Source organism: Sphingobium sp. Cam5-1, from assembly GCF_015693305.1.
Lineage (GTDB): Bacteria > Pseudomonadota > Alphaproteobacteria > Sphingomonadales > Sphingomonadaceae > Sphingobium.
Map to the genome: position 1 here is coordinate 514,991 of NZ_CP065139.1, position 24,730 is coordinate 539,720.

The window sequence follows — 24,730 nt, forward strand, 5'->3', positions numbered from 1 at the left end:
AAAGATGGTCGACATTCCCTATCTCGCGCGCGGCCTGATGCCCGTCGAAACGGACAGCAGCATACTCATCTCCTCGTCCAAATATCTGAACAATCCCCGCCTGCGCGAATGGCTGGCGATGATCCTGTTGCGGCGCAACGGCCCCGACGTGCCACCCCCTGCGGAAATGTACGAGTTCCTCCCGATCCTGGATTCACTCCGCGACTTCGACGCCATCGAAGACATGTTCACACAGGAGAGGAAGGTAAATCCCGAACTGGACGCATGGTTCAGCGAAGGCTTCATCTCCACCTACAAGATCGAAGATTTCCAACAATATGAACCCGGCTCCCTCGGCGGCATCTTCTACCAGCAGATGACGGCCGGAGATTATGAGATCCAGATCACGCCCTGGAAAGAACCCGAAACACAGCTTCAATTTTACAATCTGCGTTCCGGCCAGACGCATGACTTCGAACATATTCTCTGCGGCGGCGGCTTCAACTTCATGGGCGAACTGGTGCCCTACTGGTATCGCCTGACCAACGTGCCCAAACATATGCGCAACCCGCATCTCGCGGCGGAGGTCAACATGATCCAGATTTTCGGATCGCTCCGCTACACCGTGCGCACCATGCTGCATTATCCCGAAGTGTGGCCGACCGCCGTCAACGCGATCCAGCGCGGCATGAAGGTAGGGCAGCAAAGCGACGCCCTCTTCATGAAGAAGCTCGAAACCGTATTCCACCTGCCGCTGGCCGAAGCGCGCGAGGCGCTGGGCGTGCGCGGCGTCGAAGATGTCGATACGTCACAAGAAGGCGCCTTCTGGGCGTCGGACGGCAAGACCAGCCTCGAACTCATCGCGAGGGCAGCCGAATGAGCACATGCGACCTGCTGGTCCGTGGCGGCACCATCGTCGACGGCAGCGGCGGCGAGCCTTTCGTGGGCGATGTCGCCATCCATGATGGAAAAATCGTCAGCGTCGGCACTTTTACGGGCGAAGCCCGCGAAGTCATCGACGCAACGGGCCTCACCGTCACGCCCGGCTTTGTCGATATCCATACCCATTATGATGGTCAGGCCATCTGGTCGGAGGAACTCTCCCCCTCCTCCTCCCATGGCGTGACCACGGTCGTGATCGGCAATTGCGGCGTGGGCTTCGCGCCTTGCCGCGCTGCTGATCACGACCGTTTGATCCGCTTGATGGAGGGTGTCGAAGACATCCCCGGAGTCGTCATGGCCGAAGGGCTCAGCTGGGATTGGGAAAGCTTCCCAGACTATCTGAATGCCCTCGAAAGCCGTCCCCGCGACATCGACGTTGCCGCCCTTCTGCCGCACAGCCCCTTGCGCGTATTCGTAATGGGCGAGCGCGGCGCGCAGCGCGAAGCCGCGACCCCTGCCGACCTTGAAAAGATGCAGGCCCTCACCCGCGAGGCGCTAAATGCGGGCGCGATCGGCTTCGCAAGCTCGCGCCTCCTCATCCACCGCACAAAGGCTGGAGAGAATATCCCCAGCTATCAGGCCGATGTCGAAGAACTCAAAGCCATAGCAACCGCCATGCGGGAAGCCGACACCGGCGTCCTGCAAATGGTGCTGGACGCTCCCTTCTCCAGCTGGACCGACGAGCTTGCCCACCTTCTCGCTGTCGCAAAGGCGGCGAACCGGCCAGCCACCTTCACGCTCGGCACCTCCAACACAGGCGAGCCCGTCTGGCAGGACGCGCTACGCATCTGCGAGGAAGCCAATGCGCAGGGCCTGAAGATCAGCCCCCAAATACTCCCCCGCCCCGTCGGCATGATCTGCGGCTTTGAACTATCCAGCCATCCCTTCTCGCTCTGCCCAAGCTATGAGGCGATCGCCGCCCTGCCGCTCGATCAGCAACTCGCGCATCTGCGTGATGCCGCCTTCCGCGCAAAGCTCATCGCGGAACAACCGCATGAGGGCCATCCCCTGGCGATGATGACCCGCAATTGGGACTGGATTTTCCCGCTCTCCGACCCGCCCAACTACGAACCCCCAGCGGAAAGCAGCGTCGGAGCGCAAGCGCGCAGCCTGAACCTCACGCCGGAGGAGGTCGCCTACGACCTCATGATGAACGGCGGCGATGGCAGGGGGATGCTCTACAACACGCTCGGCAACTTCTATAATGGCAGCCTCGACACGGTGCATGACCTGATCACGCATCCGGACACGGTCATGGGATTGGGTGACGGCGGCGCCCATTATGCGGCGATCTGCGATGCAAGCTATCCCACCTTCCTGCTGACCTACTGGACCCGCGATCGGGCAGGGCCAAAGCTCGGCATCCCCCAGGCCGTCCGCGCCCTCACCTCACGCCCGGCCGAGACCATGGACCTGCGCGACCGTGGCAGGATCGCCCCCGGCTACAAGGCGGACATCAACATCATCGATCTTGAGGCCCTGCGCCTACACGCTCCTCATATACGCTACGGCCTGCCGGGAGGCGGCAGGCGGCTGGACCAGAATGCCACCGGCTTCGTCGCCACCATAGTATCGGGCGAAGTCATCCGCCGTACCGACAAGGCGACCGGCGCGCGGCCGGGCCGACTGGTCAGGGGCGCTCAAACCGCACCAGCCAACATAGTGGAGGAATATGCCGGAGCGTTGTAACGTGGGTCACTGACCCACGGGAGAGATGCAAATGGCAACGGCGGTACATGTCCCGCAAGCTGACTGGTCCGCCCTGCGCGCCATGTTCGGCGATCGGTTCAGCGATAGCGCTGCCATCCGCGATCATCATGGTCGGGCAGAGACCTTCTACCCGGCCATGCCCCCGGACGCGGTTGTCTTCCCCCTCAGCACGGAGGAACTCGCCGCAGCGGTCATCTTCTGCAAGGAACGGGGCATCGCCGTCACGCCTTACGGCACCGGCACATCGCTGGAAGGCAATTTTCTGGCGGCAAGAGGCGGTCTTTGCATCGACCTCTCCCGCATGGATCAGGTGCTGCGCGTCAGTCCAGAAGATTTGGACTGCACCGTGCAGGCGGGCGTCACCCGGAAGCAGCTCAACAGCGAGTTGCGCGACACGGGCTTGTTCTTCCCTGTCGATCCGGGCGCCGACGCGTCCATCGGCGGCATGGCTTCGACACGCGCCTCCGGCACCAACGCGGTTCGCTACGGCACGATGCGCCAGAATGTGCTGGGGCTGACGATAGTGCTTGCCGATGGCCGGATCATCCACACCGGTGGGCGAGCGCGTAAATCCGCGGCCGGGTACGACCTCACCGGGCTATTCGTCGGGTCCGAAGGCACGCTCGGCATCATCACCGAAGTCACCTTGCGCCTCTATGGCCAGCCAGAAGCCGTCTCCGCCGCCGTTTGCGAATTTGAAACATTGCGCGGCGCGGTGAACGCAGTGATTCAGACGATCCAGATCGGCCTTCCCGTCGCCCGTATCGAATTGCTCGATCCGCTACAGATCCGCGCGATAAATGCCTACAGCCGGACAAACTATCGCGAATGTCCGACGCTGTTCCTCGAATTTCACGGCACGCCTGCGGGCGTTGCGGAACAGGCGGAAAACTTCGGACAGATCGCCACCGACAATGGCGGCGGCCAATTCACCTGGGCGACTAAGACGGAGGACCGAACCGCCCTCTGGGAAGCACGCCATAAGGTCCATTATGCCAATCTGGCGCTGCGCCCAGGGTGCAAGGCGATCGCAACGGATGTCTGCGTCCCGATTTCACGGCTTTGCGACTGTATAGACGAAACGCGCCGCGCCATTGAGGCAAGCGGCCTTACCGCACCGATCGTGGGTCATGTCGGTGACGGGAATTTCCATGTCATCCTCGTCTTCGATCCAAACTTGGCCGAGGAAACGAAGAAGGCGAAGGCATTGTCGGAACGGATCGTCGAAATCGCTCTCGCCATGGAGGGCAGCTGCACTGGCGAGCATGGCATCGGCATTGGCAAGAAAGCCCATCTCCTTACGGAGCATGGCGCCGCTGTCGAGGTGATGCGCCAGATCAAGCGGGCACTCGACCCGGATGGCATCATGAACCCTGAAAAAGTTATCGACCTTTGACGCAACCCTCACTCATCGGAATCGGGGGATCAAGCGGAAGGCAGGCGGCTTTCAGCATCCAGCCTTCCACCTCTGCTCCCGCGCTTCCAGCTGATCACAAGGATCGACAGCAAATGCCCAATAGCGGGGCCGATCGCAAAGAACAGATGTACGCCCGCGACCCCTTCCGATCCTGAAGACCTCGGATCAAATCCGAGCAAGCCCACGATGGACAAGGCTATACCCACTGCGATCGCATAGGCCGCGTTGGTCGTCACATTGAACACGGATGAAAACAGCCCGGCCCGCTCCACGCCGCTACCCTCGCGATGACGGTCTGCCACATCATAGATCATCGACCGCAGCATCAGATTGCCCGATCCCTGCGTCAGCCCCTGTCCCACGATCAGCAGGATGAACAGCCACATGCGATCCGGCGTCAGGAACAAGACCATCAGGTTGATCGCAACCTGCACGCCCTCGGCCATGATCAGCGTTCTTAGCCTCCCGAACCGATAACTGATCCGCGCCCATAGCGGCGCTGCGAACATGCCGAACGCATATTGCAGCATCAGCAACATGGCCGGTGAAGCCATGCCCATGTAACGCGTCACGAAGAACAGGAACACGGCAGTGCGAAAGCCCTGCCCCAGCGCGACGAAGAAATCCGACGCCACGATCCGCCAAAGTGCTGCATCGGTCAGCACCGCCTTCATCCCCTGCCGCCAGTTCGCGCCTGCGGGCGCGCGTTCCGGCAGCGACGGCTCGCGAAAGAGAAAGGCGATCAGCACCATGCCAACGGCGAGGACAGCGGCGACGAGCGCCCCCATCGATCCGACCCGAACCTCAGGATTGCCCCGGCCCAGCGCGTCCAGCGCGGCAGGCAATACCAGCACCAGAAAGATGCCGATGGACGACCCTGTCTGGATATAGGCCTGGATACGCGCTCGCTCGACGGGCGATGACGCCATCTCCCCGCCCCAGGCGTAAAGCGGCGTGGAGGTGGCAGTCCACCCCAGGCACAGCAGCAGCAACCACCCGCCAAGATAGAGCGGCGTGGCTCCGGCAGGCGGCGAAAAGACCGCGAGCAGGGACAGAAGGAACAGCACGCCGCCGCCCAAAATCCAGGGTTTGCGCCTTCCGACGCGCGTGCGTGTGTGGTCCGAAGCCCATCCGATAACGGGGTCGGCCGCCGCGCTCCACAGACGGCTGATCATGAAGACCAGCCCGACGGTCGCCAGGTCCATGCCGATCACCGTGGCGTAAAAGGCAGGCAAATAGGTCTGGAGCGGAATATTGAACCCGCCGGTCGCGATGCTCGTCACGGAAAATGCCGCAAGGCGCGGCCCCGACTCACGCGCCTGCCCGGTCATGCGAACCGACATTCGTTAGGGTGGAAGAGCGAACCAATCATCCCGGCTGAAACCTCCCCATTCCATTCATCAGGCGCTGTCAGCCGCCGATCCCATGCCATATCCGCCAAATTCCGAACCCGAAACGCAAATTGCATTTTTTGCAACACAGGGTGTCTTATTATTCGTTTTACAGCGTGCTATCGGCCCCCTCGTCTATCCACAAGGGGATTATCATGAAGCTTTCTTTTGCCTTCGCGGCGGCTCTGTCGCTGTCGCTTTCCGCTGCGGCGATCGCCGCCGACGCGCCCGCGATCAAGGCCAATGCACTTGTGAAGACGGTCGACGGCCGCAAGGTCGGCTATATCGACCGCATCCTTAAGAACAATGCGGGCGAAACGACCGCTGTCCAGATCATCTACAGCGGCCGTTTCGTGGTTATTCCCGTAACCACGCTCAGCACGGCGGAAAAGGGTCTGGTCACCAGCCTGACCGCCAAGGAAGTGAACCGCCTCTAAGGCGTGCCGGGGCGCTGCACGGGCGTCGGCTACGGCTGACCTGACCGCAGCGCCCTCTTCCCTAGCGCGGTGCGTCGGCAGTCCTATTGCCGTTGCGAATTGATGTTGCCGCCGTCCACGACGATTTCCGCGCCCGTCATGTAACTCGCTTCATCCGACATCAGGAAACGGATGACGCGTCCCAGTTCTTCCGGCGCGCCATAGCGGCCCAGCATGATCCGCCGCTCGAAATGCCCCGGCAGATGGGCCTTGGTCTCCGCAATGATCGGCGTATCGATCATGCCGGGACTCACCGCGTTGATGCGTACGCCATCAGCCGCCAGTTCATCCGCCATCGAATGGACCAGTGATATTACCGCGCCCTTCGCCGCGCTGTAGATCGGTATCATCCCATTACCCAGCGTCGCGTTGATGGATGACAGTGCGACAATGGCGCTCCCCGGCGACTTACGCAGGTCTTCGCGGAAAGCCTGGGTCATAAGGACGATCGACCGGACATGCAGGGCCAGTCCTGCATCCCAGTTTTCCGGCGTCACTCCGTCGATGCCCGTGGCTTCGGCCGTGCCCGCACAATGCACGATACCGCCAATAGCACCGATCGCCGCCCGTGTCGCGATGGCGGCGGGCGTCACCGCCTGCGGGTTGCGCAGATCGACGCCGAAACCCGCCGCGCGCACGCCATAGCGGCTCTCGATGATGCTCGCCGATCCGGCCGCACCCTCCGCATTAATGTCCCACAGGGCAACCGGCCGCCCTACGGCAGCCAGCGCATGCGCCGCCGCCAGCCCGATACCGGAAGCTCCGCCCGTAATCACTACGCCGGTGCCGGGCGATCCCAGACAAGGCGTGAAGTCGGCGTCATTGTCCAGTATCGGCATGGCAGCGTCCCTCCTTATTGCTTCTCCAGATCGCGGTAGGCCGCCGCGACAATCTCAGGCCGCATGCTGCCGTTCAGCCAGGATGGCCAATATTGCGTGAGGTACAAGAGGAAGAACTTGCGCTCCGGGTCCATCCAGCATGCCGTCCCCGCAGCACCCGGCCAACCGAACACACCGGCGGGCACCGCGCCCGGCCAGTCGAAGAAGCTGTTGGTCTGCTCGCTCGCTGCCAAGGAAACGGACATGCCCGCGCCCATTCCGACATTGGACAGCGTATAACCGATCGGCACGTCCACATGCGTCACCGCTTCGGGCAGCAGGTTCGACCGTGCGATCCGCACCGTTTCCGGCTTTAGTAAGCGCACGCCGTCCAGTTCGCCCTCATTGAGCAGCATGGCCGCAAAGCGCGAATAATCATGCGCAGTCGACACAAGGCCGCCGCCACCCGACGGATAATAAGGCCGCGCATAGAGACTGTCCGCCGCATCATCGGCCAATGCCCATGTGCCGTCCTCCTGCTGCTGGGGGAGATCAGCAAAGCGGGCGGCCTGATCCGCCGTGATGGAAAAGCCCGTGTCCACCATGCCCAGCGGATCGAACAGCCGCGTCTTCAGGAAGGTATCGAACGGCATGCCCGACGCCACTTCGATCACCAGCCCAAGCACGTCCAGCGCGACGCTGTAATCGAACCGCGTGCCGGGATCGGTTGCCAAGGGCAGCGCGGCAATACGCTCGCCCAATTCGGCAAGCGTTGCCGGCACCGGGAGATCGCCCGGACCCGGCACCCAGTCCCGCGAACCCGGCGCCACGCCATGCTTCGTATAAAGCTCGCCCAGCGTCATGCCATCCATGCCAAAGCCCGCCGTATGGGTCAGCAGGTGGCGAACGGTAATCGGGCGCGCCGCAGGCCGCGTCACTTCCGGGTCATCACCCTCGATGACGCGCATCTCGGCAAATGCCGGGAGTATTTCGCCGATCGGCTGGTCCAGCCCGATGATGCCATCCTCGATCAGCATCATCGCGCCGATGCCGGTGATCGGCTTCGACTGCGAAAAGACGCGGAAGATGGACCGCTCGTCCACGCCATCCTTTCGCGCATAGCCCAGCACGCCTTCGCCATGGTAGCGGACCGGGCCGTCCACGGTTCCCCATGCAAGGATGCCGCCCGATATGACGCCCTGCTCGACAAATTCGCGCAGCTTCGCCTCGGTTTCCGGCAAATTGGTCACATCCCGGCTGGTCTCGGTCATGGCAGAAATCCTTCTTACGCACCCAATTGATGGCGAACGGTCAGCGCGGTCCCATGCGGATCGCGCCGTCCAGACGGATCACCTCTCCGTTCAGCATCGGATTTTCAATGATATTCTGAACCAGCTTCGCAAATTCTTCCGGTTTACCGAGCCGCGAAGGGTGCGGAACCTGCTTGCCCAGCGAATCCTGCGTCGCCTGTGGCAGGCCTTGCATCATCGGCGTCAGGAAAATGCCCGGCGCGATCGTCATCACGCGAATGCGATGTTGCGCCAGGTCTCGCGCGATCGGCAGAGTCATGCCCACGACACCACCCTTGGACGCCGAATAGGCAGCCTGCCCGATCTGTCCATCAAAAGCAGCTACCGATGCGGTGTTGACGATCACGCCAGCTTCTTCGCCTTCCCCGCCAGCAGCAGCCACCCGGGCGGCAAAGCGGGAAATAACGTTGAATGTGCCGATCAGGTTGATCTCGACAGCCTTGCGGAATGCGTCGAGTGGGTGAGGCGAACCATCCTTGCCCACGACACGAAAGCCCGGCGCGATGCCCGCGCAGTTCACCAGCACACGCGGCGTCCCCAGCTGCGCCTCTGCCGCCGCCAATCCTGCGTCCACGGATTCCGCGCTGGTCACATCCACATGGTGAAAGCTGCCGCCCAACCGTTGCGCAAGCGCGGTGCCAGCTTCCTCGTTCAAGTCGAATATCGCGACGCGAGCGCCAAGCTCGGACAGCCTTTCAGCAGTCGCACTGCCCAGCCCCGAAGCGCCGCCGGTGACGACAGCGCACAAATTCTTAATGTCCACGACCGTTCCTCCCTGGCTTAGAAATCAAGGCTGAACGACTGGTCGAACTGAACGAAGCGATGTGCGATCTTCCACCCGTCGCCGGTCTTCACCACCGTGTCCCGCTGACGGCCGCTCACGACGATCTTGGCGCTCATCGGCGCTTGCCCCGCATTGACGTTCATAAAAGCATATTCGGCATGTACCGCGCCGTCCCTCTCGGACACGATCATGTTGAAATTATAGTGACGGTTTTTGCCTTCGGTCTGATTGGCCGACTCCTTGGCATGCTCGACCTGAGCCTCGACGCCTTCATAGCGGATCGGCAGGCCTTCCAACTCCGTCACCACCTCGGGCGCAAAGAGGGTGGCAAGGCCTTCCCAATCGCCAAAGTCGGAACAGCGGGTGAAACGCGCGACCAGTTCCTGAATCGCGATTTTGTCTTCCAGCGTGATCATCTCAATTCTCTCCGTTGAATTATTTTTCGCCATACCAGGGGAAGAAGGGCGGCATCTGCGACGCCTTACCCGTGAATTCCGCTGGCCGCTTTTCATTAAAGGCGCGGACCCCTTCGCGGCCGTCCGCCTGACTGGTGTAGAACACCGCCAGCGATTCCGTCAGGTGCGCCTGCCACGGATCGGGCTGCGCGCTGTTGCGGTTCAGCATCTGCCGGATCAGCGCGATCGAAACGGGCGAGCGATCCTTGACCAGCGAGCGAGCAAAGGCCTTCGCCTCTTCAACCAGTATCTCGGCCGGGAACACGGCGCGCACCAGTCCCTTGTCATGCGCTTCGGCAGCATCGAAAATATCGGCCTTGTAAGCCCATTCCAGCGCCTGCTCCAATCCGACGATGCGCGGCAGGAAGAAGGACGAGCACGCCTCCATCGTGATGCCCAGCCGTCCGAAGACAAAGCCGAAGCGCGCCTTGTCCGACGCGAAACGGAAATCCATCGGCAGCAGCATGGTCGAACCAATGCCGACCGCCGCGCCGTTCACCGCACCGACGATCGGCTTCAGGCAATCATACATCGCCATCGCCACGCGACCGCCCGTGTCCCGCACGCCTTTCAGGATGGCCGGATCTTCGCTGCGTTCACGCAGATCCTCCATCGTCGGTGTCATGCTCTCATCCAGGCCAAAGACATTGCCCCCGACCGACAGGTCCATGCCCGCACAGAAGGCACGGCCCTCACCCGTCACCACGATCACGCGCACCGCATCATCCTGGCTCGCCCGGCCATATGCGTCGATCAACTCTTCGCACATCTCGACCGTGAACGCGTTCAGCTTGTCGGGCCGGTTCAGCGTCAGCAGCAGGACGCCATCATCCTCGACCTCATAGCGTATGGTTTTGTAGCTCATGCTCATGCCTCCCCGGTCAGCGCCACGGCGCGGCCCAGCGCCTCGCGGCATTCGCCCACGATGCGCTCGATCAGTTCGGCGCATGTCGGAATATCGTCCATCAGGCCGATGCCAAGGCCAGCCCAAATTAGGCCGCCATCGATTTCCCCGCTTTCCAGCGCAGCGCGCCCACGCGCACCGGCGACCAGCGGCCGAATATCCTCGAACGTAGCGCCGGGCTCCCGTTCCTTGACATTCACCTCCTCCGCGACGGCATTGCGGAAGACACGCGCCGTGTTGCGCAACTGGCGGAAGATCAGCGTCGTGTCGCGCTCCGTCCCCTGCACCACCGCCTGCTTGATCGCCTCATGGATCGGCGCTTCCTTGGTCAGCATGAAGCGGGTGCCCATCGTCACGCCTTCCGCGCCCAAGGCCAGCGCCGCCGCCATGCTGCGTCCGGTCGCCATGCCACCCGCCGCCAGGATCGGGATGTCCAGCGCGCGCGCCGCAGCGGGGATCAGCACCATGCCCGGAATATCATCCTCGCCCGGATGGCCCGCCGCTTCGAACCCGTCGATCGACACGGCATCGACGCCCGCCCGCTGCGCGGACAGCGCATGGCGGACGGCGGTGCATTTGTGGATGATCTTGACGCCCGCCTGCTTGAAACGGGCGATGAACTCGGCCGGACTGCGCCCGGCTGTCTCGACTACGCCAACGCCCGATCCGGCGATGACCTCGGCATAGGCTTCGTAAGGGACCGGCTGCGCGGTCGGCAGGATGGTCAGGTTCACACCGAACGGCTTGTCGGTCATGGTCCGGCACCGCTCGATCTCGGCGGCCAGCGCCTCGGGCGTCGGCTGCGTCAGCGCCGTCAGTATGCCAAGGCCACCAGCATTGGACACCGCCGAAGCCAGCTCGGCACGGCCAACCCACTGCATGCCACCCTGGATAATGGGATAGCGCGTGCCGGTAAGCTCGGTAATCCGGGTCTTCATTCCACCATTCCCTTTTGATCAGGCCGCTTCCGCCTCGCTCCATCCCAATTGGGCGAGCAGGGGATATTGCGCCGCCAGTTCTTCTGCATGCGCTGATGCGGCCGTTCCGCGTAGTGCCCTTGCCTTAATGCCATGATAGATGGCCGCAAGCCGGAAAAGCGCGAAAGCGCGGTAAAAGCCCATATGGTTGATCCCGTCCCGCCCGGTCCTGCGGCAATAGGCGGCGATATACTCCTCCTCGGGCATCAATTTCAGCGAGGCGAAATCGACGCCCCGCAGGCCGGAAAGAATGGCAGGCGGCAGCCGGTACATCATCAGGTGATTGACGAAATCCGCCAACGGATGGCCAAGCGTCGAAAGCTCCCAATCCAGCACCGCCGCAACGCGTGGCTCGGTCGGATGGAACACCATATTGTCGGCCCGATAGTCGCCATGGACGATCCGGCTTTCATCGCCCGCCGGAATATTCGCTGGCAGCCATTCTATCAGCCGGTCCATATTGACGTCGCGGCCAGCCGCCTCGTCATTCAGATACTGACGTGACCATCGCGCAATCTGCCGCTCGAAATAATTGCCCTTCTTCCCGAAATCATCGAGGCCCAGAGTCACGGGATCGAAATTGTGAAGCTGCGCCAAAGTCGCGTTCATCGCGTCGAAATAAGCAACCCGCTCTTCCGCCGCGACGGTTTCGAAACGCGAGTTCCAGAAAACACGCCCTTCGACGCACTCCATGACGTAGAACCAGCTGCCGATCACCGCATCGTCCGTGCAAAGCCCGTAGATGCGCGGCACCGGAAAACCTTGCTTGCCCAGCGCACCCATCACCCGCGCCTCGCGATCCACGGCATGGGCGCCGGGCACTGTCACGCCGGGCGGCTTGCGACGCATGACGAAGGCACGGCCCGGAACGTCCAGCCGGAAGGTCGGATTGGACTGCCCGCCCTTGAACTGCCGCACGGTCAGCGGCCCCTCCGCCTCGGGAACATGCTCCTTGAGCCATGCCCGCAACGCGCCTTCATCGAACCGATGCGCCTCGCGCACTTCGGAAAGCCCGGCGTTCAGCTCCTCGGCATTCATGGCTTGGCCAGCGCCTCGCGCTTGATCTTCTTGGCGAGCGACCATTTATGCACCTGCGTCGGCCCGTCATAAATGCGGAACGCGCGGATTTCGCGGAACACCTGTTCGACGATCGTGTCATGGCTCACACCCGTCCCGCCCATCACCTGCACGCAGCGGTCGGCCACTCGGAACAGCGTCTCGGACACAGCGACCTTCGCCATGGAGCTTTCCGTGATCGCCTTGTCCCCGGCGTCCAGCACATCCGCACACCAATCGATCATCAACTCGCACTGTTTCAGGTCGATCAGGTTGTCCGCCAGCATGAATCCAACGCCCTCATGGTCGATCAGCGGCTTACCAAATGCCTGCCGCTTCACCGCATAGTCGGTCGCAATCTCGTTCGCCCGTGTCGCGGCACCCAGCCAACGCATGCAGTGCGTCAGCCGCGCTGGAGCCAGCCGGACCTGCGCATAGGCAAAGCCCTCATGCGGCGCGCCCAGCACAGCCTCGGGCGGCAGGCGCAGATCATCGATCTTCACCACCGCATGACCGCCCGGCATCGAACTGTCGATCGTGCCAATCAGCCTTTCCTGCACCAGCGCCGGATGCGGCAACGGAACGAGGAACATCGTCGCAGCCGCCGCGCCGTCATCCCGCTCCGTCTTCGCCATCAGGATAGCAAAGCTGGCTCCAGCAAATCCGGTGGCGAACGCCTTGCGCCCATTGATCACCCATTCGCCGCCCTCCAGCCGCGCACGGGTCTGCATCATCGCCGGGTCCGATCCGGTCCCGCCTTCCGCCGCGAGTTCGGTCATCAGGAAACAGGAACGCCCATTCCCCGCAACCATCGGGTCGAGATAGTGGCGCTTCTGCTCCGGCGTAGCGACCTTCCCCAGCAGGAACATATTGCCTTCATCGGGCGCATTGGTGTTGCAAGCAAGCGGCCCCAACGGCGACAATCCCGAAGCACGCAGCACCCGCGCCGCCGCCCGGTGGCTAAGGTGCGTTCCGTCGGCGCGGATATGCGGCGTCAGGACACCTGCGTCTCGCGCCTTGGCGCGCATTTCCTGCACCAGCGCGTCCAGCGGACCATGATCATCCCTTCGGTCGCCCGTCTCATAAGGAACGACCACGTCGCGGACGAAATTTTCGACCTTGCGGGCAATCGCCGCGCCATCCTCATGATCTGCCATGGCTCGTCTCCGCTCCTTATCGTTTCTTGGCGCTTGCCAAGGGAAGAAGCACAATGCAAGGTGTAATTAGAAAGCCGTCAAAGAGCTTTCGTGCCCATCATAGCACAGCTGGCCGGGCGGAGAGGACCGACAAGAGATGAAGCATTTGCAACTCCGCAAGGAAGTGCATCACGGCAGGCTGGTCGATTGTCACCAGGATCGCCCGGCAGACATTTACGCCATGTTCCTGAACGCCGTCAGCCGCTCGCCCGACGCGATCGCCCTGGTCGATGGCGAAGACCGATGGAGCTATACTTTCCTCGCCACCCGCGTCGCCGCCTGCGCCGCGCGTTTGACATCCCTCGACCTCACGGCAGGCGACAGGCTCGCCATCCTCCTCTCCAACCGCGCCGATTATTCCACCCTGCTTCTGGCGGCGGCAAGACTCGGCCTGATCGCCGTGCCCATGAACATTCGCCAGCGCGCGCCCGAAACCGCTTACCTGCTCGATGACAGTGGCGCCGCGGCCATCATCTATGACGACGCGCTGGAAGACCAACTGCCCGGCCGCTCCGACCACCCCCAACTGCGCCACTGGCTCCGCTATTCCGATGAAGCTGCCCTTTGGTCCGACGCCACAGCCGAAGTGCTGACCGACGCCCCACACCGCTCGGGCGTTGGCGAAGATGACCCCTTCTGCATCCTCTACACCTCCGGCACCACCGGCCGCCCCAAGGGCGCGGTGCTCACGCATCTTGGCCTCGTCACCAACTGCATCGGCAGCCAGCAGCACCTGCAATTGAAGGATGGCGAGTCGATGATCCTCGCCGTCCCTGCCTCGCACGTGACCGGCATCGCCCTTGTTCTGATGCTCGGCATCCGGGTTGCGGGCAAGATAGTCATGCAGCAGGCATTCAAGGCCCGCCCTTTCCTCGAACTCGCGCAGGCCGAACACATGAGCTACGCCATCATGGTCCCGGCCATGTATAAGCTCTGCCTGATGGAACCCGATTTTGCGGACTTCGACTTGTCGAGCTGGCGCATCGGCGCGTTCGGCGGGGCGCCGATGGCTGAATCCAGCATCGAAACACTCGCCGCCCAGCTTCCGCAACTGACGCTGGTCAACATCTACGGATCGACTGAAACCTCATCCCCCGCCGTCATGATGCCGCTTGGCGACTGTCCCGCCCATCCCGACAAGGTCGGCAAGGCCCTGCCCTACGCCGACATCATCATCATGGACGACCAAGGCCGCGAATGCCCACGCGGCGAGCAAGGCGAAATCTGGATCGCGGGCGCGATGACGATACCACGCTATTGGAACAACCCCGAAGCGACCGAGAAAGGCTTTACCGGCGGCTATTGGAGATCCGGCGACATCGGCACCATGGACGCGAACGGCTATATCCGCGTGCTCGACCGTATGAAGGACATGATCAACCGGGGCGGCTTCAAAATCTATTCGATCGAGGTCGAAAACATGCTCATGTCGCATGAGGCCGTCACCGAGGCCGTTGTGATCGGCAGGCCCTGCCCCGTCCTGGGCGAACGGGTCGAAGCGTTCGTTGTCGCACCCGGCCAGGTAGACGGCACTGGCCTGCGCGACTTCTGCGCACGGCATCTGTCCGACTACAAGGTGCCCGACCATGTCTACATCGTGGAGGGGCCTCTTCCCCGCAATGCCAATGGCAAGCTGCTGAAAACCGCGGTTCGCGAATGGCTGCCCCAAATGGCAGGGGACAAGCCCGCTTGAATTACATTGCATGTTGTCATATCTTGCAGGTCGGAGCGAAATAAGTTAGGATTCACTCAGTTACCGAACCGCCACTGCTTTCGCAGGCAACACATCAAAAGGCGGCCGACGATACAGGTACTCAGGAGAGTTCACATGACGACCCAGTTCCGCCCAGTGGCCCCGCCCCAGATCATCGAGAACGCCTATACGCAGGACCAGCATCGTCGCATGCTGAACGTCGTGCGGGAAAACGGCCCCTGGTCGCTGATCCTGGCACAACATTTCAAGTCACCCGAAGAAGTCGTTGCGACGACCTCAGGCGGCCTTCCGGCAAGCTTTACCCCCACATGGGACATGTTCCTTTCGCCGGTATTCCGTGGCTATTTCGCGCAAGGATCGACAGTCCAGCATCCCGATATCGAAGACTGCTTCTTCAACAAGAAATTCCTCGATCTGGTTCGGGGATATTGGAAGGCCGAATACGCCCGGCCCGAAAATATGCTGTTCAACATTCAGGGGCCGTGTCCCGGCGCTGGGGCGCCCCATGTTGACGCCACTCGCTTCCGGGGCGTTTCGATGCAGACATCGCCCGTATGGCTGATGAACATCATGGTGAAATCCGGCCTGTTCGAACATTGGCGCGCCAAAAAGGCGCAAGTGATCACCTGGTATTATAAGGGCAAGATCGGCGGCGGCTTCAACTACTGGCCCGATGGCCCGCAGGGTCAGCCCGCGCAGATCAAGGCGCCCATGTGGAGCCGCGCGGTCGTCGTCGAAAATGAAATGATGTACCACACGGCGGAAGCCAGCGGCCCCGCCGCCCTGCGCCGACCCGAAGGGCTCGCGATCAATTCGCTCATGAGCGCCGATCCCGACGATCCCAATGGCTGGCAGATCACCACGGATGGCAAGGTCATCCGGAAGATACCGGAAGACGAATTCCGCTTCCTCATCCACTGGGGCGCGGACATCTTCATGGACTATAGCGAACTGAAGCGCTCGCTGGACCATACCGACGACATCAGCCATGATCAGGTGTTCGACATGCTGATCGCCGATCTGCGCGCACGCGGCGCCACGTTCGAAGTGCCCACCGATCCGCTGACCGATCAACAGTTCATCCGCTTGCTCGTCCAGACCTACGACCCCGGCAAACCGTCCATCTTCCCGCCGGAACCGGAGGAAGCACTGGCCGCCTGACAAACAGGTGCATGCACGGCGGCGGCGGCATATAGTTCGAATGAAAATGGAGAGGCCCCATGGAAATATCGAAGCGCCGCCGCCCCATGACCCCGATCGTGCCGCCCCGGCCGATCAGTAACATCTACACGGATGACGAATATGCGCGGATGATCGGCATCCTGCGCACCAAAGGGCCATGGCAACTGATCCAGGCCATCCACTTCAAATCCGCTGAAGAAATGCTCGCCGTGTCCAGCCCATCGGGCGGACGGAATGAAGGGCTGACACTGTCGGACCTCCTAACCCCCGCCTTTCGCGGCACCTTCGGCAATAACGGCCTGCCCTATATCGAAGAAGCGCATGAGATCTTCTACAGCCGCAAATTGCTGGATCTTGTGAAGGCGATGCACGGCGCCCGCTACGGCGCGCCCTACCTATTCCAGTTCAACATCAACGCGCCGTCGCATGGCTATGATCCGGGCCATATCGATGGCCGCAGCTGGCGCGGACTCGACCCGACCAACATGCCCGCATGGCTGGGCGCGGTCATGGCCAAGTCCGGGCTGTTTGACTCATGGGAAGTAAAAGCCGGCCAGGTCATCTCCTGGTACTATAATTCGGACATCGACGGCGGCTTCACCTATTGGCCCGACGGGCCTGACCAAGCACCGCAGCGGCTGTCCGCCCCGATCTGGAACAGCGGCCTTGTGACCGACAACCAGCATATGTTCCACCGGGGCGAAGCGTCCGGCCTGCCTGAACGGCGCGATATGGCGGCGGGCATGACGCTGCAATCAATGATAGAGGCGGATGGCGAAGACGGCTGGCGCATCATCGACGGTGACCGCGTCCTCGCCCGCTATGAGGCCAGCGACATGCGCATGCTCTTCCACTATAGCGCGCATGTGTTCACCGACATGGCGGACCTGAAGCGCTTCTACGATCACACCGACGACCTGACCACCGATCAGGCGTTCGACATCATGATCGCCGACCTGAAGGCAAAGGGCATTCCCGTTGCCATCCCGACCGATCCCATGTCGGACCCGAGCTTCATCGCCACGCTGACGGCAGCCTATGCGACGTCGCCGACCAGCTATCATCCCGAAGCGCCGCTCCACACGCGCCCGCAAATGGCCGCCTGATGCCGCTGACTTTCAGCTTGGCGGGCAGGACCGCGCTCATCACCGGGGCAAGCAGCGGGCTCGGCGCGCATTTCGCGCGCACGCTCGCTGCGGAGGGCGTTCAGCTGATCCTCGCCGCCCGGCGTGGCGACCAGTTGGAAAGCCTTGCCGCATCGCTCCCCCACGCGCGCGCCATCTCGCTAGACGTACAGGACGCCGCCTCCGTTGATCGCTTGTGGGAGGAAGTCGGCGCCGTCGATATCCTGATCAACAATGCGGGCGTCGTAAGCGCTGGTCCGATGCTGGATCAAGATGTGTCGCAATGGGATCGCGTCATGGATACCAATGCGCGCGGTGCTTATCTGGTCGCGCGCGGCGCCGCGCACGCCATGATTGCGGCAGGTCGGCCGGGCAGCATCATCAACATCGCGTCCATCCTTGGCCTTCGCCAGGGCGCACAGCTTGGCCCCTATGCCATTTCAAAGGCGGCCCTGGTGCAGATGACCAAGGTCATGGCGCTGGAATGGGCGCGCTACGATATCCGCGTGAACGCCCTGTGCCCCGGCTACATCGTAACGCCCTTGAATGAGCATTTTTGGGGAACGGACGCAGGCAAGGCGATGATCAACCGGATACCGCAGCGCCGGATAGGAAGCCCGGAAAATCTGGACGGCGCCCTGCTCCTGCTCGCCTCGGACCTTGGCTCCTACATCACCGGCGCGGAGCTGGTGGTCGATGGCGGCCACCTCGTCAGCTCGCTCTAACCCTCTCCGCCTCTCCGGAACGCACGGCTGGACTCTTGACGCCGCGTGGACCGCTGTTGCTTCCTAACCCGATGCGCATTCTCGTCCTCGGCGCGACCGGCTATCTCGGATCGCACATCGCCCGGCACCTCCGGGCGTCCGGCCATCAGCTGAGCGGCCTCAGCCGCACAAGCGAAGGCGATCGCGCGCTTATCGATCATGGCATAACCCCGCTGCGGGGTGACCTGTCGCATCTGGACGCCGTCATCGACATGATGCGCCAGCACGACGCCACCATCTATGCCGCCCAGCTGCTGCTCCAGCAGGAATATGATACGGTCAGAAGCCTGCTCAACGCGGCTGACGGGCGCGGTCATCAGTTCCTCTTCACCAGCGGCACCGGCCTTCTTTCGCAACGCACGGACGGGCTATGGAGCGAGGACAGTTTCGCCGAGGACGACCCGTTCGAACCCTCCAAATATATCGGCCTGCGGTTCAACACGGAAAATATCGTCCGCCGCGCCGGATCGTCGGGCGGAGTCCGCGCGATGGTGATCAGGCCGCCGATGATCTGGGGGCATGGCGGCTGCGGCCATCTGCGCATGTTCTACAGCGACGCCGGACGCACGGGCGAAGTCGGCTATCTTGGGCAGGGCCTCAACCTTTATTCCAACGTCCATGTCGATGACCTGGCGGAGGTCTACCGCCTCGCGCTGGAACGCGGGTCGGCGGGCGCCCTCTATCATGCCGTCGCGGGCGAACTGAACAACCGTACCCTGGCGGAGGCAGTCGCCCGCGACCTTGGCATCACGGCGCGCAGCATCGATTTTTCCGAAGGCGTGCGCCGCTGGGGAAAATTCGAAACGCTGATCGGCATGGCGACATGCAGCCGCTCCCGCAGCCCGCGCACCCGCCGGGAACTAGGCTGGACCCCTCACCATCTCGATATTCTGAGCGACATCGGCCATCCCGCCTATCGAGCGCTTGCCGGTCGATAGCTTCCGTCAACCCGGAAGAGGCGCGGCACCACTTTAACACCGCCGCCTGCCCCGCTTCAGTGAAGCCATCATTTTCAGGAGAGCGCCATGCAAAGCTGCGAAACCTTGTACGAACGGGCCGACATAGCCCGCGCCGACCGTCCCATACGCTTAGGCTCGCTGCTCTTCACCATGGTCGAGCCGCGCCCCGGCCATGAGGTCGCCTATAATCGCTGGTATGAACGCGACCATTTCTACAGCGGCTGCATGATCGGCGCCTATACCGTGTCCGGCGCACGCTATGTCGCCACCCGCGCGGAAAAGGCGAAGCGCTTCGGCTCAGGCACCATGGACCTGTCAAAGGGTTCCTATCTCGCGCTCTATTGGATTTTGGACGGGCATCATAAGGATTGGGACGCATGGGCCGTCCGTCAGGTCAATGACCTCCACGCCACCGGCCGCATGTTCAAGGAACGCGACCATATCCACACCAGCTTCTACAATTTCGACGAGGAATATAATGCGCCCGGCAGCAGCATGCCGATCGAACTGGCGCTCGACCGTCCCTATGGCGGGCTCGTCGGCATCATCGTCGATCTCCATCCGGGCAAGACCAGCGCGGACCTCTCCGCCCTGCTCCGCGCCCGCGACCTGCCGGGCGACGTTGCGCTGACCGGCTCCCCCCTGCCGCTCGATCCCACCAGCCCCAAGGATGTGCCAGTTGAGGAGAACGACCGCGCCGTCTTTTTGAGCTTCTCGATCGAGGACCCGAAAGCCGTCTGGGACTCCGCCTATGTCCCGCTCGCCCAAGCAATCGAGGAAAGCGGCATCGGCCGCATCGCCATAGCCTCTCCCTTCATCCCCACAATCCCCGGAACCGACAGCTACACCGACCAGCTGTGAAAACTAAGGGGCGGCGCAAAAGGCCGCCCCCATCCTTCACAACAATTCAAAGTCATCCTTGCGCGGCCCCTGGCACTCATTCCAGAAGTCTATCAGCCGCCACGGCCAGGACAGGAAATTCCGCTTCTTGCTGTTGTTGTAATAGCTGTAGGCGCGCGGATGGCTCCAGATCATCTTGACCATCTGCGTCTCGACCTTGGTCTGCCATGCATCGAAGGCGGCCCTGCTCGGCTGCAACGCCTTCTTGCCCTCGGCATTGACCCAATCCAGGCATTCGATCGCATAATTGACCTGCCGCTCTGAAATCAGGTTCTGCCCTGCCGCATGGTTGGGCGCACTGTTCGGCCCCACCGTATGGAAATAATTGGGAAAGCCCGGCACCAGCATGCCGAAATAGGCGCGCGGGTCTTCCGCGCCCCATTCGCTGCGCAGATGCTTGCCGCCGATCCCGACAATCTCCAGATCGCCCATCATGTTCGCCACATCGAACCCGGTCGCGCAGATCAGCACGTCCAGTTCAACCTCGCGCCCATCCTTCAGCACCAGCCCCTTGGGCGTCACCTCTGCGATGGCGGTCTGCTCCAGATGCACATGCGGCTGGAGATAGGTCGGGAAATAAGGCCCCCGATCCAGAATGATCCGCTTCGAAAACACCGGAAAATCGGGCGTCAGCTTGTCCTTAAGGTCCGGCCGGTCCGCAAACATCTTGTCAATGTAACCCACCGCGAACTTGCGCATCGTCTCGTTCACCGCCGAGACGGATGGCGAGTCCTCCGGCCATTCCGGGTCCAGCAGCACATTGGGATACAGCCCATCGGCCGCATACCAGTAGATGCGGAAGCGGAACCACTCCAGATAATGGGGAATATGCCGCATCGCATATTTGACGCCATCCGTGACCTCGTCATTCCCGGCGGGGCTCGGCATCACCCAATGGCGGCTCCGCTGGAAGACGTGCAGCTGGCTTACATCCCCGGCGATCGCGGGGATCAACTGCGCCGCGCTCGCGCCCGTGCCGATCACACCGACGCGCTTGCCCTTGAGGTCGATCGACGTATCCCACGCCGCCGTGTGCAGCCGCACGCCCGCAAAGCTCTCCAGCCCCGGAATGGCAGGCCACTTCATCCGGTTGACCGGCCCATGCCCATTGATCACCGCATTCGCGCGGATCACTTCCGCGCTGCCATCCTTCTTGCGAACGGTGACGTTCCACACCGCCGCATCCTCGTCCCACACCAGCTTCTCAACCATCGTGTTGAACCGGACATTGGGCCGCAACTTATAAACATCCGCCACCCGCTTCAGATAAGCGAACATGTCGGTGCCCAGCGGATGATAATTATGCCATTCCGAATTCAGCGCGAAGGAGAAGGAGTAGAAGTGGCTCGGCGTATCGACGCCGACGCCCGGATAGCGGTTCTCCCACCATGTCCCGCCGACTTCCTCATTCTTCTCGATAATCTCCCAGTCATAGCCCGCCTCCGCCAGCTTCACGCCAGCGGCAATGCCCGTCATCCCGGCCCCGATCACCAGCACCTTGAACCCGGCAGGTGCGGGCTTCCGGTCCTTCCGCTCACGACGGGGCTGTTCGGGACGGAAACCGATCTGATCGAACAGCAGCGGCAGGAACTCGTCGGCCACTTCCTCGGCCAGGCCCGCCGCCATCATCCGGTGCATCAGCGCGTCGGAAGGCTCCTCCTCCATGGCCACGCCGGGCGTGGTCAGCACATGCAGCAGCTTCGCCCTCAACGCCTCAACCAGCTCGCCGGGAATCTCCTCCGGCGGATAAGCATAGGGCGATTTGATATGCGGCCCGAACTTGTCCAGCATCGCCTCGTCACCGCTCAGATGCACATAAGTCATCAGCAGCGTGTGGATCTCACCCTCGGCCAAAGCCTGCCGCAATTCAGGGCTGTCCTTCAACGGCAGCTTGCGCGCCCCTAAATCGGCACGGGCAGTCCCCGCCACATCGGCATATTTCGCGGCCATTCACCAACTCCTACGGAAATTCATTTTTCTCTGGCCGCATGTCTATCGGCCCACAGACGGCAACCAACCGCCAACTCCTGCTTTCCGTATCTGTGGAGCGGCCTGCTCCGCCCTTGCCCGACAGGCGCGCACAGCGCTCTTTGAGCGTAAGAATATCCTCTGGAGCATGACCTTGTCCGTCCCACTGCACGGCCGCACAGCCCTGATCATCAGCGAATGTCAGCGGGGCATCGTAGAACCCGGCATGGGCGGCTTCCCCGGCCTTGTCGACCAAGCCCGCAAGCGCAACATCGTGCCCCGCATCGCGCATCTTGCCGCCCGCTTCCGCGCCGCCAACCTCCCGGTCTTCCATTTGACCATCGCCCATCGTCCGGATTTCGCCGACGTTCAGCCCAACAGCATGCTCGCCGCGATGGCGCGCAAAGGCCGATCACTTGTAACCGGCAGCCCCGCGGCTGAGATCGTCCCAGAACTCAAACCCGCGCCTGAAGACTTCATCATTGAAAGAAGCTCCGGCCTCATCGGCTTCCACTGCACCGCCCTCGACGCCCTATTGCGCCGACTGCACATCGGAACGGTCGTCATCACCGGCGTCTCAACCAACGTCGCCGTCGCAGGCTGCACCTTGGCGGCCACCGACCTCGGCTATCACGCCATCGTCGCGGAGGATTGCATCGCGGCGGCCGATCCCGCCACGCATTACGTCATCGTGCGCGATCAACTTCGCGTGGTCGCCCGCATCGCCAGCGCCGAAGACATCACCCATGCGCTCATGGGCACATCAGCTACTGAACACTGACTGTCGTCCTGCGGCGAAGGCGATCATTATAGCGGTAGATGACCGCCTGCATGCCCGACAGCATCTGCCGCACGTCATTGTCATTGCTGAACAGCGGATCGCCCACCACGCCGATCGCATAGGAAGCGACGCCGTGCGGCACCCGTAACGGCATGGCGATCGAGTCCACCGGAATGGTCGCGCTCCGTCGGCACAGCGCAAACCCGCGCGCCCGCGTCATTGAAATCCGGTCCACCAGATGCTTCATCAGCGTCGGACCCTTCGGACCCAGCCCCAGCCGCTGCGTCCGGGTCGCCAGCTGGATGATGTCGACATTGGATTGCTGCGCCAGCATCGCCGCGGCAAAATTGGTGCCGGGCCGCCAGCTGTTCCGCTGGAAACAGATCATCTCAGTGGAATAATAGGGTTCAGCATCAGGCTTCGCCGCCCAGCCGCCGGACATTTCAGCGACACTCTCCGACCAGCAGTCATTCTGCTGCGTGACGAAGACCGATCCGCCGGTCTCCCGCCGCATATCCTCCATCACCTCATTGATCCGGCCACTTCCAAAAAAGCTCTGTTCGATCGACGAAGCATTCGCGACCAGCTTGTAGGACGGCGCATAGAGCTTCGTCGCCTGACTATAGGTAAGATAGCCAGTGCTCGCCAGCGTGCGCAAGATTTCGTCAGCGCTTGAATTGGGGATACCCAATGCTTCGCTGATCTCGATCGTGCGCGCAGGCTCGCCCGACTTCATGAAATATTCCAGCACTTCCAGCGTCCGCAGGCACGACTTCACGCTACCCCTGCCGCCAGACCTGCCTTCCGCCTGTGAGTTAGCGCTCATCCCGCCTCCTACGCACTTCTTGCCAGCGTCGGCGCTGCCGATCACCCGGATTTTGCTATTCCCCACCATATTCCTGGCGCACCCTGGATTCAAGCGTAGGAAATCCGCTCCGCCGCGATCCCTTACGCGAATATGGAAAGCCGCCATTGCCGGTCGCCAGCACAGCTTCGCTCCTCTCTACACTGCAACCATGCACGACAGAAAAAGTCGCCCCCACATCAGGACGAAGCCTGTAAAGCGCCGCTTTCGCAATGGTCGCATGCCGCTCAGCTATACCGAATGGACGCATGAAGGCGCGCCGCTCGCCATCCTCCTTCATGGCAGCCGGGACCATAGCCGCAGCTGGGATGCGCTGGCGAATGCCCTGCTTCCCGATTACCATGTGATCGCCCCCGACCTTCGCGGCCATGGGAACAGCGGCTGGTCGCAGGACGGGCGCTATGACTTCGCGGCCTATCTGTCCGATCTCGCCGCGCTTGCCGAACAATTGGCGCTGGGTCCGCAGCGTCAGGCCATCCTGATCGGCCACTCCCTGGGCGCGCACATCGCCTTGCGCTTCGCCGCAACCTATCCCGAAACGATAACGCGCATCGTCGCGATCGAAACCGTTGGCGCGCCTCCCGATATCGAAGCCTATCGCTTCAGCCAAAGCATCGAACAAACAACCCGCAACTGGCTTGAGGAACGCCGCGCCGCTTCCCTCGCCACCCCGCGCATCTTCGCGTCCGTGGACGAAGCGGTCGAGCGTATGCGCGAACGCCATGCCTTCCTCACGCCTGCGCAGGCACGACACATGACGCGCCATGGTCTGCGTCGGGCTGGCAAGGCTGGATGGCAGTGGAAACATGATCCCTATCTCGCCGTCTGGGCATTTCCCGACGTCTCCATGGAGGATGTCCGGGCGCTGTGGCGCAACATCGCCTGCCCAACTCTCCTCCTTTATGGCGAACGCAGCTGGCCGTCCGGCCTGCCCGCCGACCTACTCGCCCACCTCCCTGACGTGCGGGAAGTCCGCCTGCCCGGCAGCGGCCACTGGCCCCAACACGACGCCTTCGACGCATGCCTGGCGGCGATCACACCCTTCCTGGCCGAGTGAC

23 protein-coding genes are annotated in these 24,730 nt (G+C 62.4%); 12 read left to right on the forward strand and 11 right to left on the reverse strand.

What is annotated here, in order from left to right:
* The first annotated feature begins 4 nt into the window (after positions 1 to 4).
* The 3 genes from IZV00_RS16355 to IZV00_RS16365 are packed head-to-tail and all read left to right on the forward strand — an operon-like array spanning position 5 to position 4,027.
* A complete protein-coding gene (locus IZV00_RS16355) occupies positions 5 to 859 on the forward strand; it encodes a hypothetical protein (protein WP_196226692.1) in 855 nt (284 codons plus the stop codon).
* Positions 856 to 2,610: an N-acyl-D-amino-acid deacylase family protein gene (locus IZV00_RS16360; protein WP_196226693.1), complete on the forward strand. Its 1,755-nt coding sequence runs from the start codon at positions 856 to 858 to the stop codon at positions 2,608 to 2,610. The genes IZV00_RS16355 and IZV00_RS16360 overlap by 4 nt, the downstream gene beginning before the upstream one ends.
* A 31-nt stretch (positions 2,611 to 2,641) precedes the next feature.
* Complete coding sequence (locus IZV00_RS16365; RefSeq protein ID WP_230463383.1) at positions 2,642 to 4,027, forward strand: FAD-binding oxidoreductase; 1,386 nt, start codon at positions 2,642 to 2,644, stop codon at positions 4,025 to 4,027.
* Between the two features lie 29 nt (positions 4,028 to 4,056).
* Here IZV00_RS16365 and IZV00_RS16370 read toward each other — a convergent pair whose 3' ends face one another.
* Entirely contained in the window at positions 4,057 to 5,379 is a 1,323-nt protein-coding gene (locus tag IZV00_RS16370) for an MFS transporter (protein ID WP_196226695.1), read from the reverse strand.
* A 215-nt stretch (positions 5,380 to 5,594) separates the two neighbouring features.
* On the opposite strand from IZV00_RS16370, the gene IZV00_RS16375 reads away from it, so the two are divergent.
* A complete protein-coding gene (locus tag IZV00_RS16375) occupies positions 5,595 to 5,876 on the forward strand; it encodes a hypothetical protein (RefSeq protein WP_196226696.1) in 282 nt (93 codons plus the stop codon).
* An 83-nt stretch (positions 5,877 to 5,959) separates the two neighbouring features.
* Here IZV00_RS16375 and IZV00_RS16380 read toward each other — a convergent pair whose 3' ends face one another.
* Genes IZV00_RS16380 through IZV00_RS16415 form a run of 8 tightly spaced genes read right to left on the reverse strand, consistent with a single transcriptional unit; the run spans position 5,960 to position 13,376 of the window.
* Positions 5,960 to 6,754 carry an SDR family NAD(P)-dependent oxidoreductase gene (locus tag IZV00_RS16380; protein ID WP_196226697.1) on the reverse strand — a complete coding sequence of 265 codons (795 nt, stop codon included), beginning with the start codon at positions 6,752 to 6,754 and terminating at the stop codon, positions 5,960 to 5,962.
* Between the two features lie 14 nt (positions 6,755 to 6,768).
* On the reverse strand, positions 6,769 to 8,004 hold the full coding sequence (locus tag IZV00_RS16385) for a serine hydrolase domain-containing protein (protein ID WP_196226698.1): 1,236 nt from the start codon (positions 8,002 to 8,004) through the stop codon (positions 6,769 to 6,771).
* Positions 8,005 to 8,044: 40 nt separating this feature from the next.
* Complete coding sequence (locus IZV00_RS16390; protein WP_196226699.1) at positions 8,045 to 8,806, reverse strand: SDR family NAD(P)-dependent oxidoreductase; 762 nt, start codon at positions 8,804 to 8,806, stop codon at positions 8,045 to 8,047.
* Between the two features lie 17 nt (positions 8,807 to 8,823).
* Positions 8,824 to 9,243 (reverse strand): nuclear transport factor 2 family protein, encoded by a 420-nt coding sequence (locus IZV00_RS16395; RefSeq protein ID WP_196226700.1) that lies wholly within the window; start codon positions 9,241 to 9,243, stop codon positions 8,824 to 8,826.
* A 19-nt stretch (positions 9,244 to 9,262) separates the two neighbouring features.
* Positions 9,263 to 10,147 (reverse strand): crotonase/enoyl-CoA hydratase family protein, encoded by an 885-nt coding sequence (locus IZV00_RS16400; protein ID WP_196226701.1) that lies wholly within the window; start codon positions 10,145 to 10,147, stop codon positions 9,263 to 9,265.
* A 2-nt stretch (positions 10,148 to 10,149) separates the two neighbouring features.
* The gene (locus IZV00_RS16405) at positions 10,150 to 11,124 is read right to left on the reverse strand and encodes an NAD(P)H-dependent flavin oxidoreductase (RefSeq protein WP_196226702.1); all 975 of its coding nucleotides are present in this window, start codon (positions 11,122 to 11,124) and stop codon (positions 10,150 to 10,152) included.
* Between the two features lie 18 nt (positions 11,125 to 11,142).
* Positions 11,143 to 12,201 carry a phosphotransferase gene (locus IZV00_RS16410; protein ID WP_196226703.1) on the reverse strand — a complete coding sequence of 353 codons (1,059 nt, stop codon included), beginning with the start codon at positions 12,199 to 12,201 and terminating at the stop codon, positions 11,143 to 11,145.
* Positions 12,198 to 13,376: an acyl-CoA dehydrogenase family protein gene (locus IZV00_RS16415; protein WP_196226704.1), complete on the reverse strand. Its 1,179-nt coding sequence runs from the start codon at positions 13,374 to 13,376 to the stop codon at positions 12,198 to 12,200. Before IZV00_RS16415 ends, IZV00_RS16410 begins: the two co-directional genes overlap by 4 nt.
* A gap of 136 nt (positions 13,377 to 13,512) precedes the next feature.
* On the opposite strand from IZV00_RS16415, the gene IZV00_RS16420 reads away from it, so the two are divergent.
* The 6 genes from IZV00_RS16420 (at position 13,513) to IZV00_RS16445 (ending at position 20,019) form a co-directional block, all read left to right on the forward strand.
* The gene (locus IZV00_RS16420; protein WP_196226705.1) at positions 13,513 to 15,108 is read left to right on the forward strand and encodes a class I adenylate-forming enzyme family protein; all 1,596 of its coding nucleotides are present in this window, start codon (positions 13,513 to 13,515) and stop codon (positions 15,106 to 15,108) included.
* 135 nt (positions 15,109 to 15,243) lie between these two features.
* Positions 15,244 to 16,290, forward strand: coding sequence for a hypothetical protein (locus IZV00_RS16425; protein WP_196226706.1), 1,047 nt, complete (start codon positions 15,244 to 15,246; stop codon positions 16,288 to 16,290).
* Positions 16,291 to 16,349: 59 nt separating this feature from the next.
* Complete coding sequence (locus tag IZV00_RS16430) at positions 16,350 to 17,417, forward strand: hypothetical protein (protein WP_230463384.1); 1,068 nt, start codon at positions 16,350 to 16,352, stop codon at positions 17,415 to 17,417.
* Entirely contained in the window at positions 17,417 to 18,160 is a 744-nt protein-coding gene (locus IZV00_RS16435; protein ID WP_196226707.1) for a glucose 1-dehydrogenase, read from the forward strand. Before IZV00_RS16430 ends, IZV00_RS16435 begins: the two co-directional genes overlap by 1 nt.
* Positions 18,161 to 18,231: 71 nt before the next feature.
* Positions 18,232 to 19,137: an NAD-dependent epimerase/dehydratase family protein gene (locus tag IZV00_RS16440; protein WP_196226708.1), complete on the forward strand. Its 906-nt coding sequence runs from the start codon at positions 18,232 to 18,234 to the stop codon at positions 19,135 to 19,137.
* A gap of 87 nt (positions 19,138 to 19,224) precedes the next feature.
* Positions 19,225 to 20,019 carry a hypothetical protein gene (locus tag IZV00_RS16445; protein WP_196226709.1) on the forward strand — a complete coding sequence of 265 codons (795 nt, stop codon included), beginning with the start codon at positions 19,225 to 19,227 and terminating at the stop codon, positions 20,017 to 20,019.
* A 36-nt stretch (positions 20,020 to 20,055) separates the two neighbouring features.
* On the opposite strand, the gene IZV00_RS16450 is transcribed toward IZV00_RS16445, so the two are convergent.
* A complete protein-coding gene (locus IZV00_RS16450; RefSeq protein WP_196226710.1) occupies positions 20,056 to 22,008 on the reverse strand; it encodes a flavin-containing monooxygenase in 1,953 nt (650 codons plus the stop codon).
* A gap of 166 nt (positions 22,009 to 22,174) precedes the next feature.
* Between IZV00_RS16450 and IZV00_RS16455 the strand changes: the two genes are divergently transcribed.
* A complete protein-coding gene (locus IZV00_RS16455) occupies positions 22,175 to 22,807 on the forward strand; it encodes a cysteine hydrolase family protein (protein ID WP_196226711.1) in 633 nt (210 codons plus the stop codon).
* Here the strand turns inward: IZV00_RS16455 and IZV00_RS16460 are convergent.
* Positions 22,794 to 23,633 carry a helix-turn-helix domain-containing protein gene (locus IZV00_RS16460; RefSeq protein ID WP_196226712.1) on the reverse strand — a complete coding sequence of 280 codons (840 nt, stop codon included), beginning with the start codon at positions 23,631 to 23,633 and terminating at the stop codon, positions 22,794 to 22,796. The two genes, IZV00_RS16455 and IZV00_RS16460, sit on opposite strands and share 14 nt — an antisense overlap.
* A 259-nt stretch (positions 23,634 to 23,892) precedes the next feature.
* Between IZV00_RS16460 and IZV00_RS16465 the strand changes: the two genes are divergently transcribed.
* A complete protein-coding gene (locus IZV00_RS16465; protein WP_196226713.1) occupies positions 23,893 to 24,729 on the forward strand; it encodes an alpha/beta fold hydrolase in 837 nt (278 codons plus the stop codon).
* Position 24,730 lies beyond the last annotated feature (1 nt).

What these genes read in the sequence shown, in the direction of transcription:
- IZV00_RS16355 (WP_196226692.1), top strand. Translation starts at nt 5, where the DNA reads ATGGTCGACATTCCCTATCTCGCGCGCGGCCTGATGCCCGTCGAAACG.
- IZV00_RS16360 (WP_196226693.1), top strand. Translation starts at nt 856, where the DNA reads ATGAGCACATGCGACCTGCTGGTCCGTGGCGGCACCATCGTCGACGGC.
- IZV00_RS16365 (WP_230463383.1), top strand. Translation starts at nt 2,642, where the DNA reads ATGGCAACGGCGGTACATGTCCCGCAAGCTGACTGGTCCGCCCTGCGC.
- IZV00_RS16370 (WP_196226695.1), bottom strand. Translation starts at nt 5,379, where the DNA reads ATGACCGGGCAGGCGCGTGAGTCGGGGCCGCGCCTTGCGGCATTTTCC.
- IZV00_RS16375 (WP_196226696.1), top strand. Translation starts at nt 5,595, where the DNA reads ATGAAGCTTTCTTTTGCCTTCGCGGCGGCTCTGTCGCTGTCGCTTTCC.
- IZV00_RS16380 (WP_196226697.1), bottom strand. Translation starts at nt 6,754, where the DNA reads ATGCCGATACTGGACAATGACGCCGACTTCACGCCTTGTCTGGGATCG.
- IZV00_RS16385 (WP_196226698.1), bottom strand. Translation starts at nt 8,004, where the DNA reads ATGACCGAGACCAGCCGGGATGTGACCAATTTGCCGGAAACCGAGGCG.
- IZV00_RS16395 (WP_196226700.1), bottom strand. Translation starts at nt 9,243, where the DNA reads ATGATCACGCTGGAAGACAAAATCGCGATTCAGGAACTGGTCGCGCGT.
- IZV00_RS16400 (WP_196226701.1), bottom strand. Translation starts at nt 10,147, where the DNA reads ATGAGCTACAAAACCATACGCTATGAGGTCGAGGATGATGGCGTCCTG.
- IZV00_RS16405 (WP_196226702.1), bottom strand. Translation starts at nt 11,124, where the DNA reads ATGAAGACCCGGATTACCGAGCTTACCGGCACGCGCTATCCCATTATC.
- IZV00_RS16410 (WP_196226703.1), bottom strand. Translation starts at nt 12,201, where the DNA reads ATGAATGCCGAGGAGCTGAACGCCGGGCTTTCCGAAGTGCGCGAGGCG.
- IZV00_RS16415 (WP_196226704.1), bottom strand. Translation starts at nt 13,376, where the DNA reads ATGGCAGATCATGAGGATGGCGCGGCGATTGCCCGCAAGGTCGAAAAT.
- IZV00_RS16420 (WP_196226705.1), top strand. Translation starts at nt 13,513, where the DNA reads ATGAAGCATTTGCAACTCCGCAAGGAAGTGCATCACGGCAGGCTGGTC.
- IZV00_RS16425 (WP_196226706.1), top strand. Translation starts at nt 15,244, where the DNA reads ATGACGACCCAGTTCCGCCCAGTGGCCCCGCCCCAGATCATCGAGAAC.
- IZV00_RS16430 (WP_230463384.1), top strand. Translation starts at nt 16,350, where the DNA reads ATGGAAATATCGAAGCGCCGCCGCCCCATGACCCCGATCGTGCCGCCC.
- IZV00_RS16435 (WP_196226707.1), top strand. Translation starts at nt 17,417, where the DNA reads ATGCCGCTGACTTTCAGCTTGGCGGGCAGGACCGCGCTCATCACCGGG.
- IZV00_RS16440 (WP_196226708.1), top strand. Translation starts at nt 18,232, where the DNA reads ATGCGCATTCTCGTCCTCGGCGCGACCGGCTATCTCGGATCGCACATC.
- IZV00_RS16445 (WP_196226709.1), top strand. Translation starts at nt 19,225, where the DNA reads ATGCAAAGCTGCGAAACCTTGTACGAACGGGCCGACATAGCCCGCGCC.
- IZV00_RS16450 (WP_196226710.1), bottom strand. Translation starts at nt 22,008, where the DNA reads ATGGCCGCGAAATATGCCGATGTGGCGGGGACTGCCCGTGCCGATTTA.
- IZV00_RS16455 (WP_196226711.1), top strand. Translation starts at nt 22,175, where the DNA reads ATGACCTTGTCCGTCCCACTGCACGGCCGCACAGCCCTGATCATCAGC.
- IZV00_RS16460 (WP_196226712.1), bottom strand. Translation starts at nt 23,633, where the DNA reads ATGAGCGCTAACTCACAGGCGGAAGGCAGGTCTGGCGGCAGGGGTAGC.
- IZV00_RS16465 (WP_196226713.1), top strand. Translation starts at nt 23,893, where the DNA reads ATGCCGCTCAGCTATACCGAATGGACGCATGAAGGCGCGCCGCTCGCC.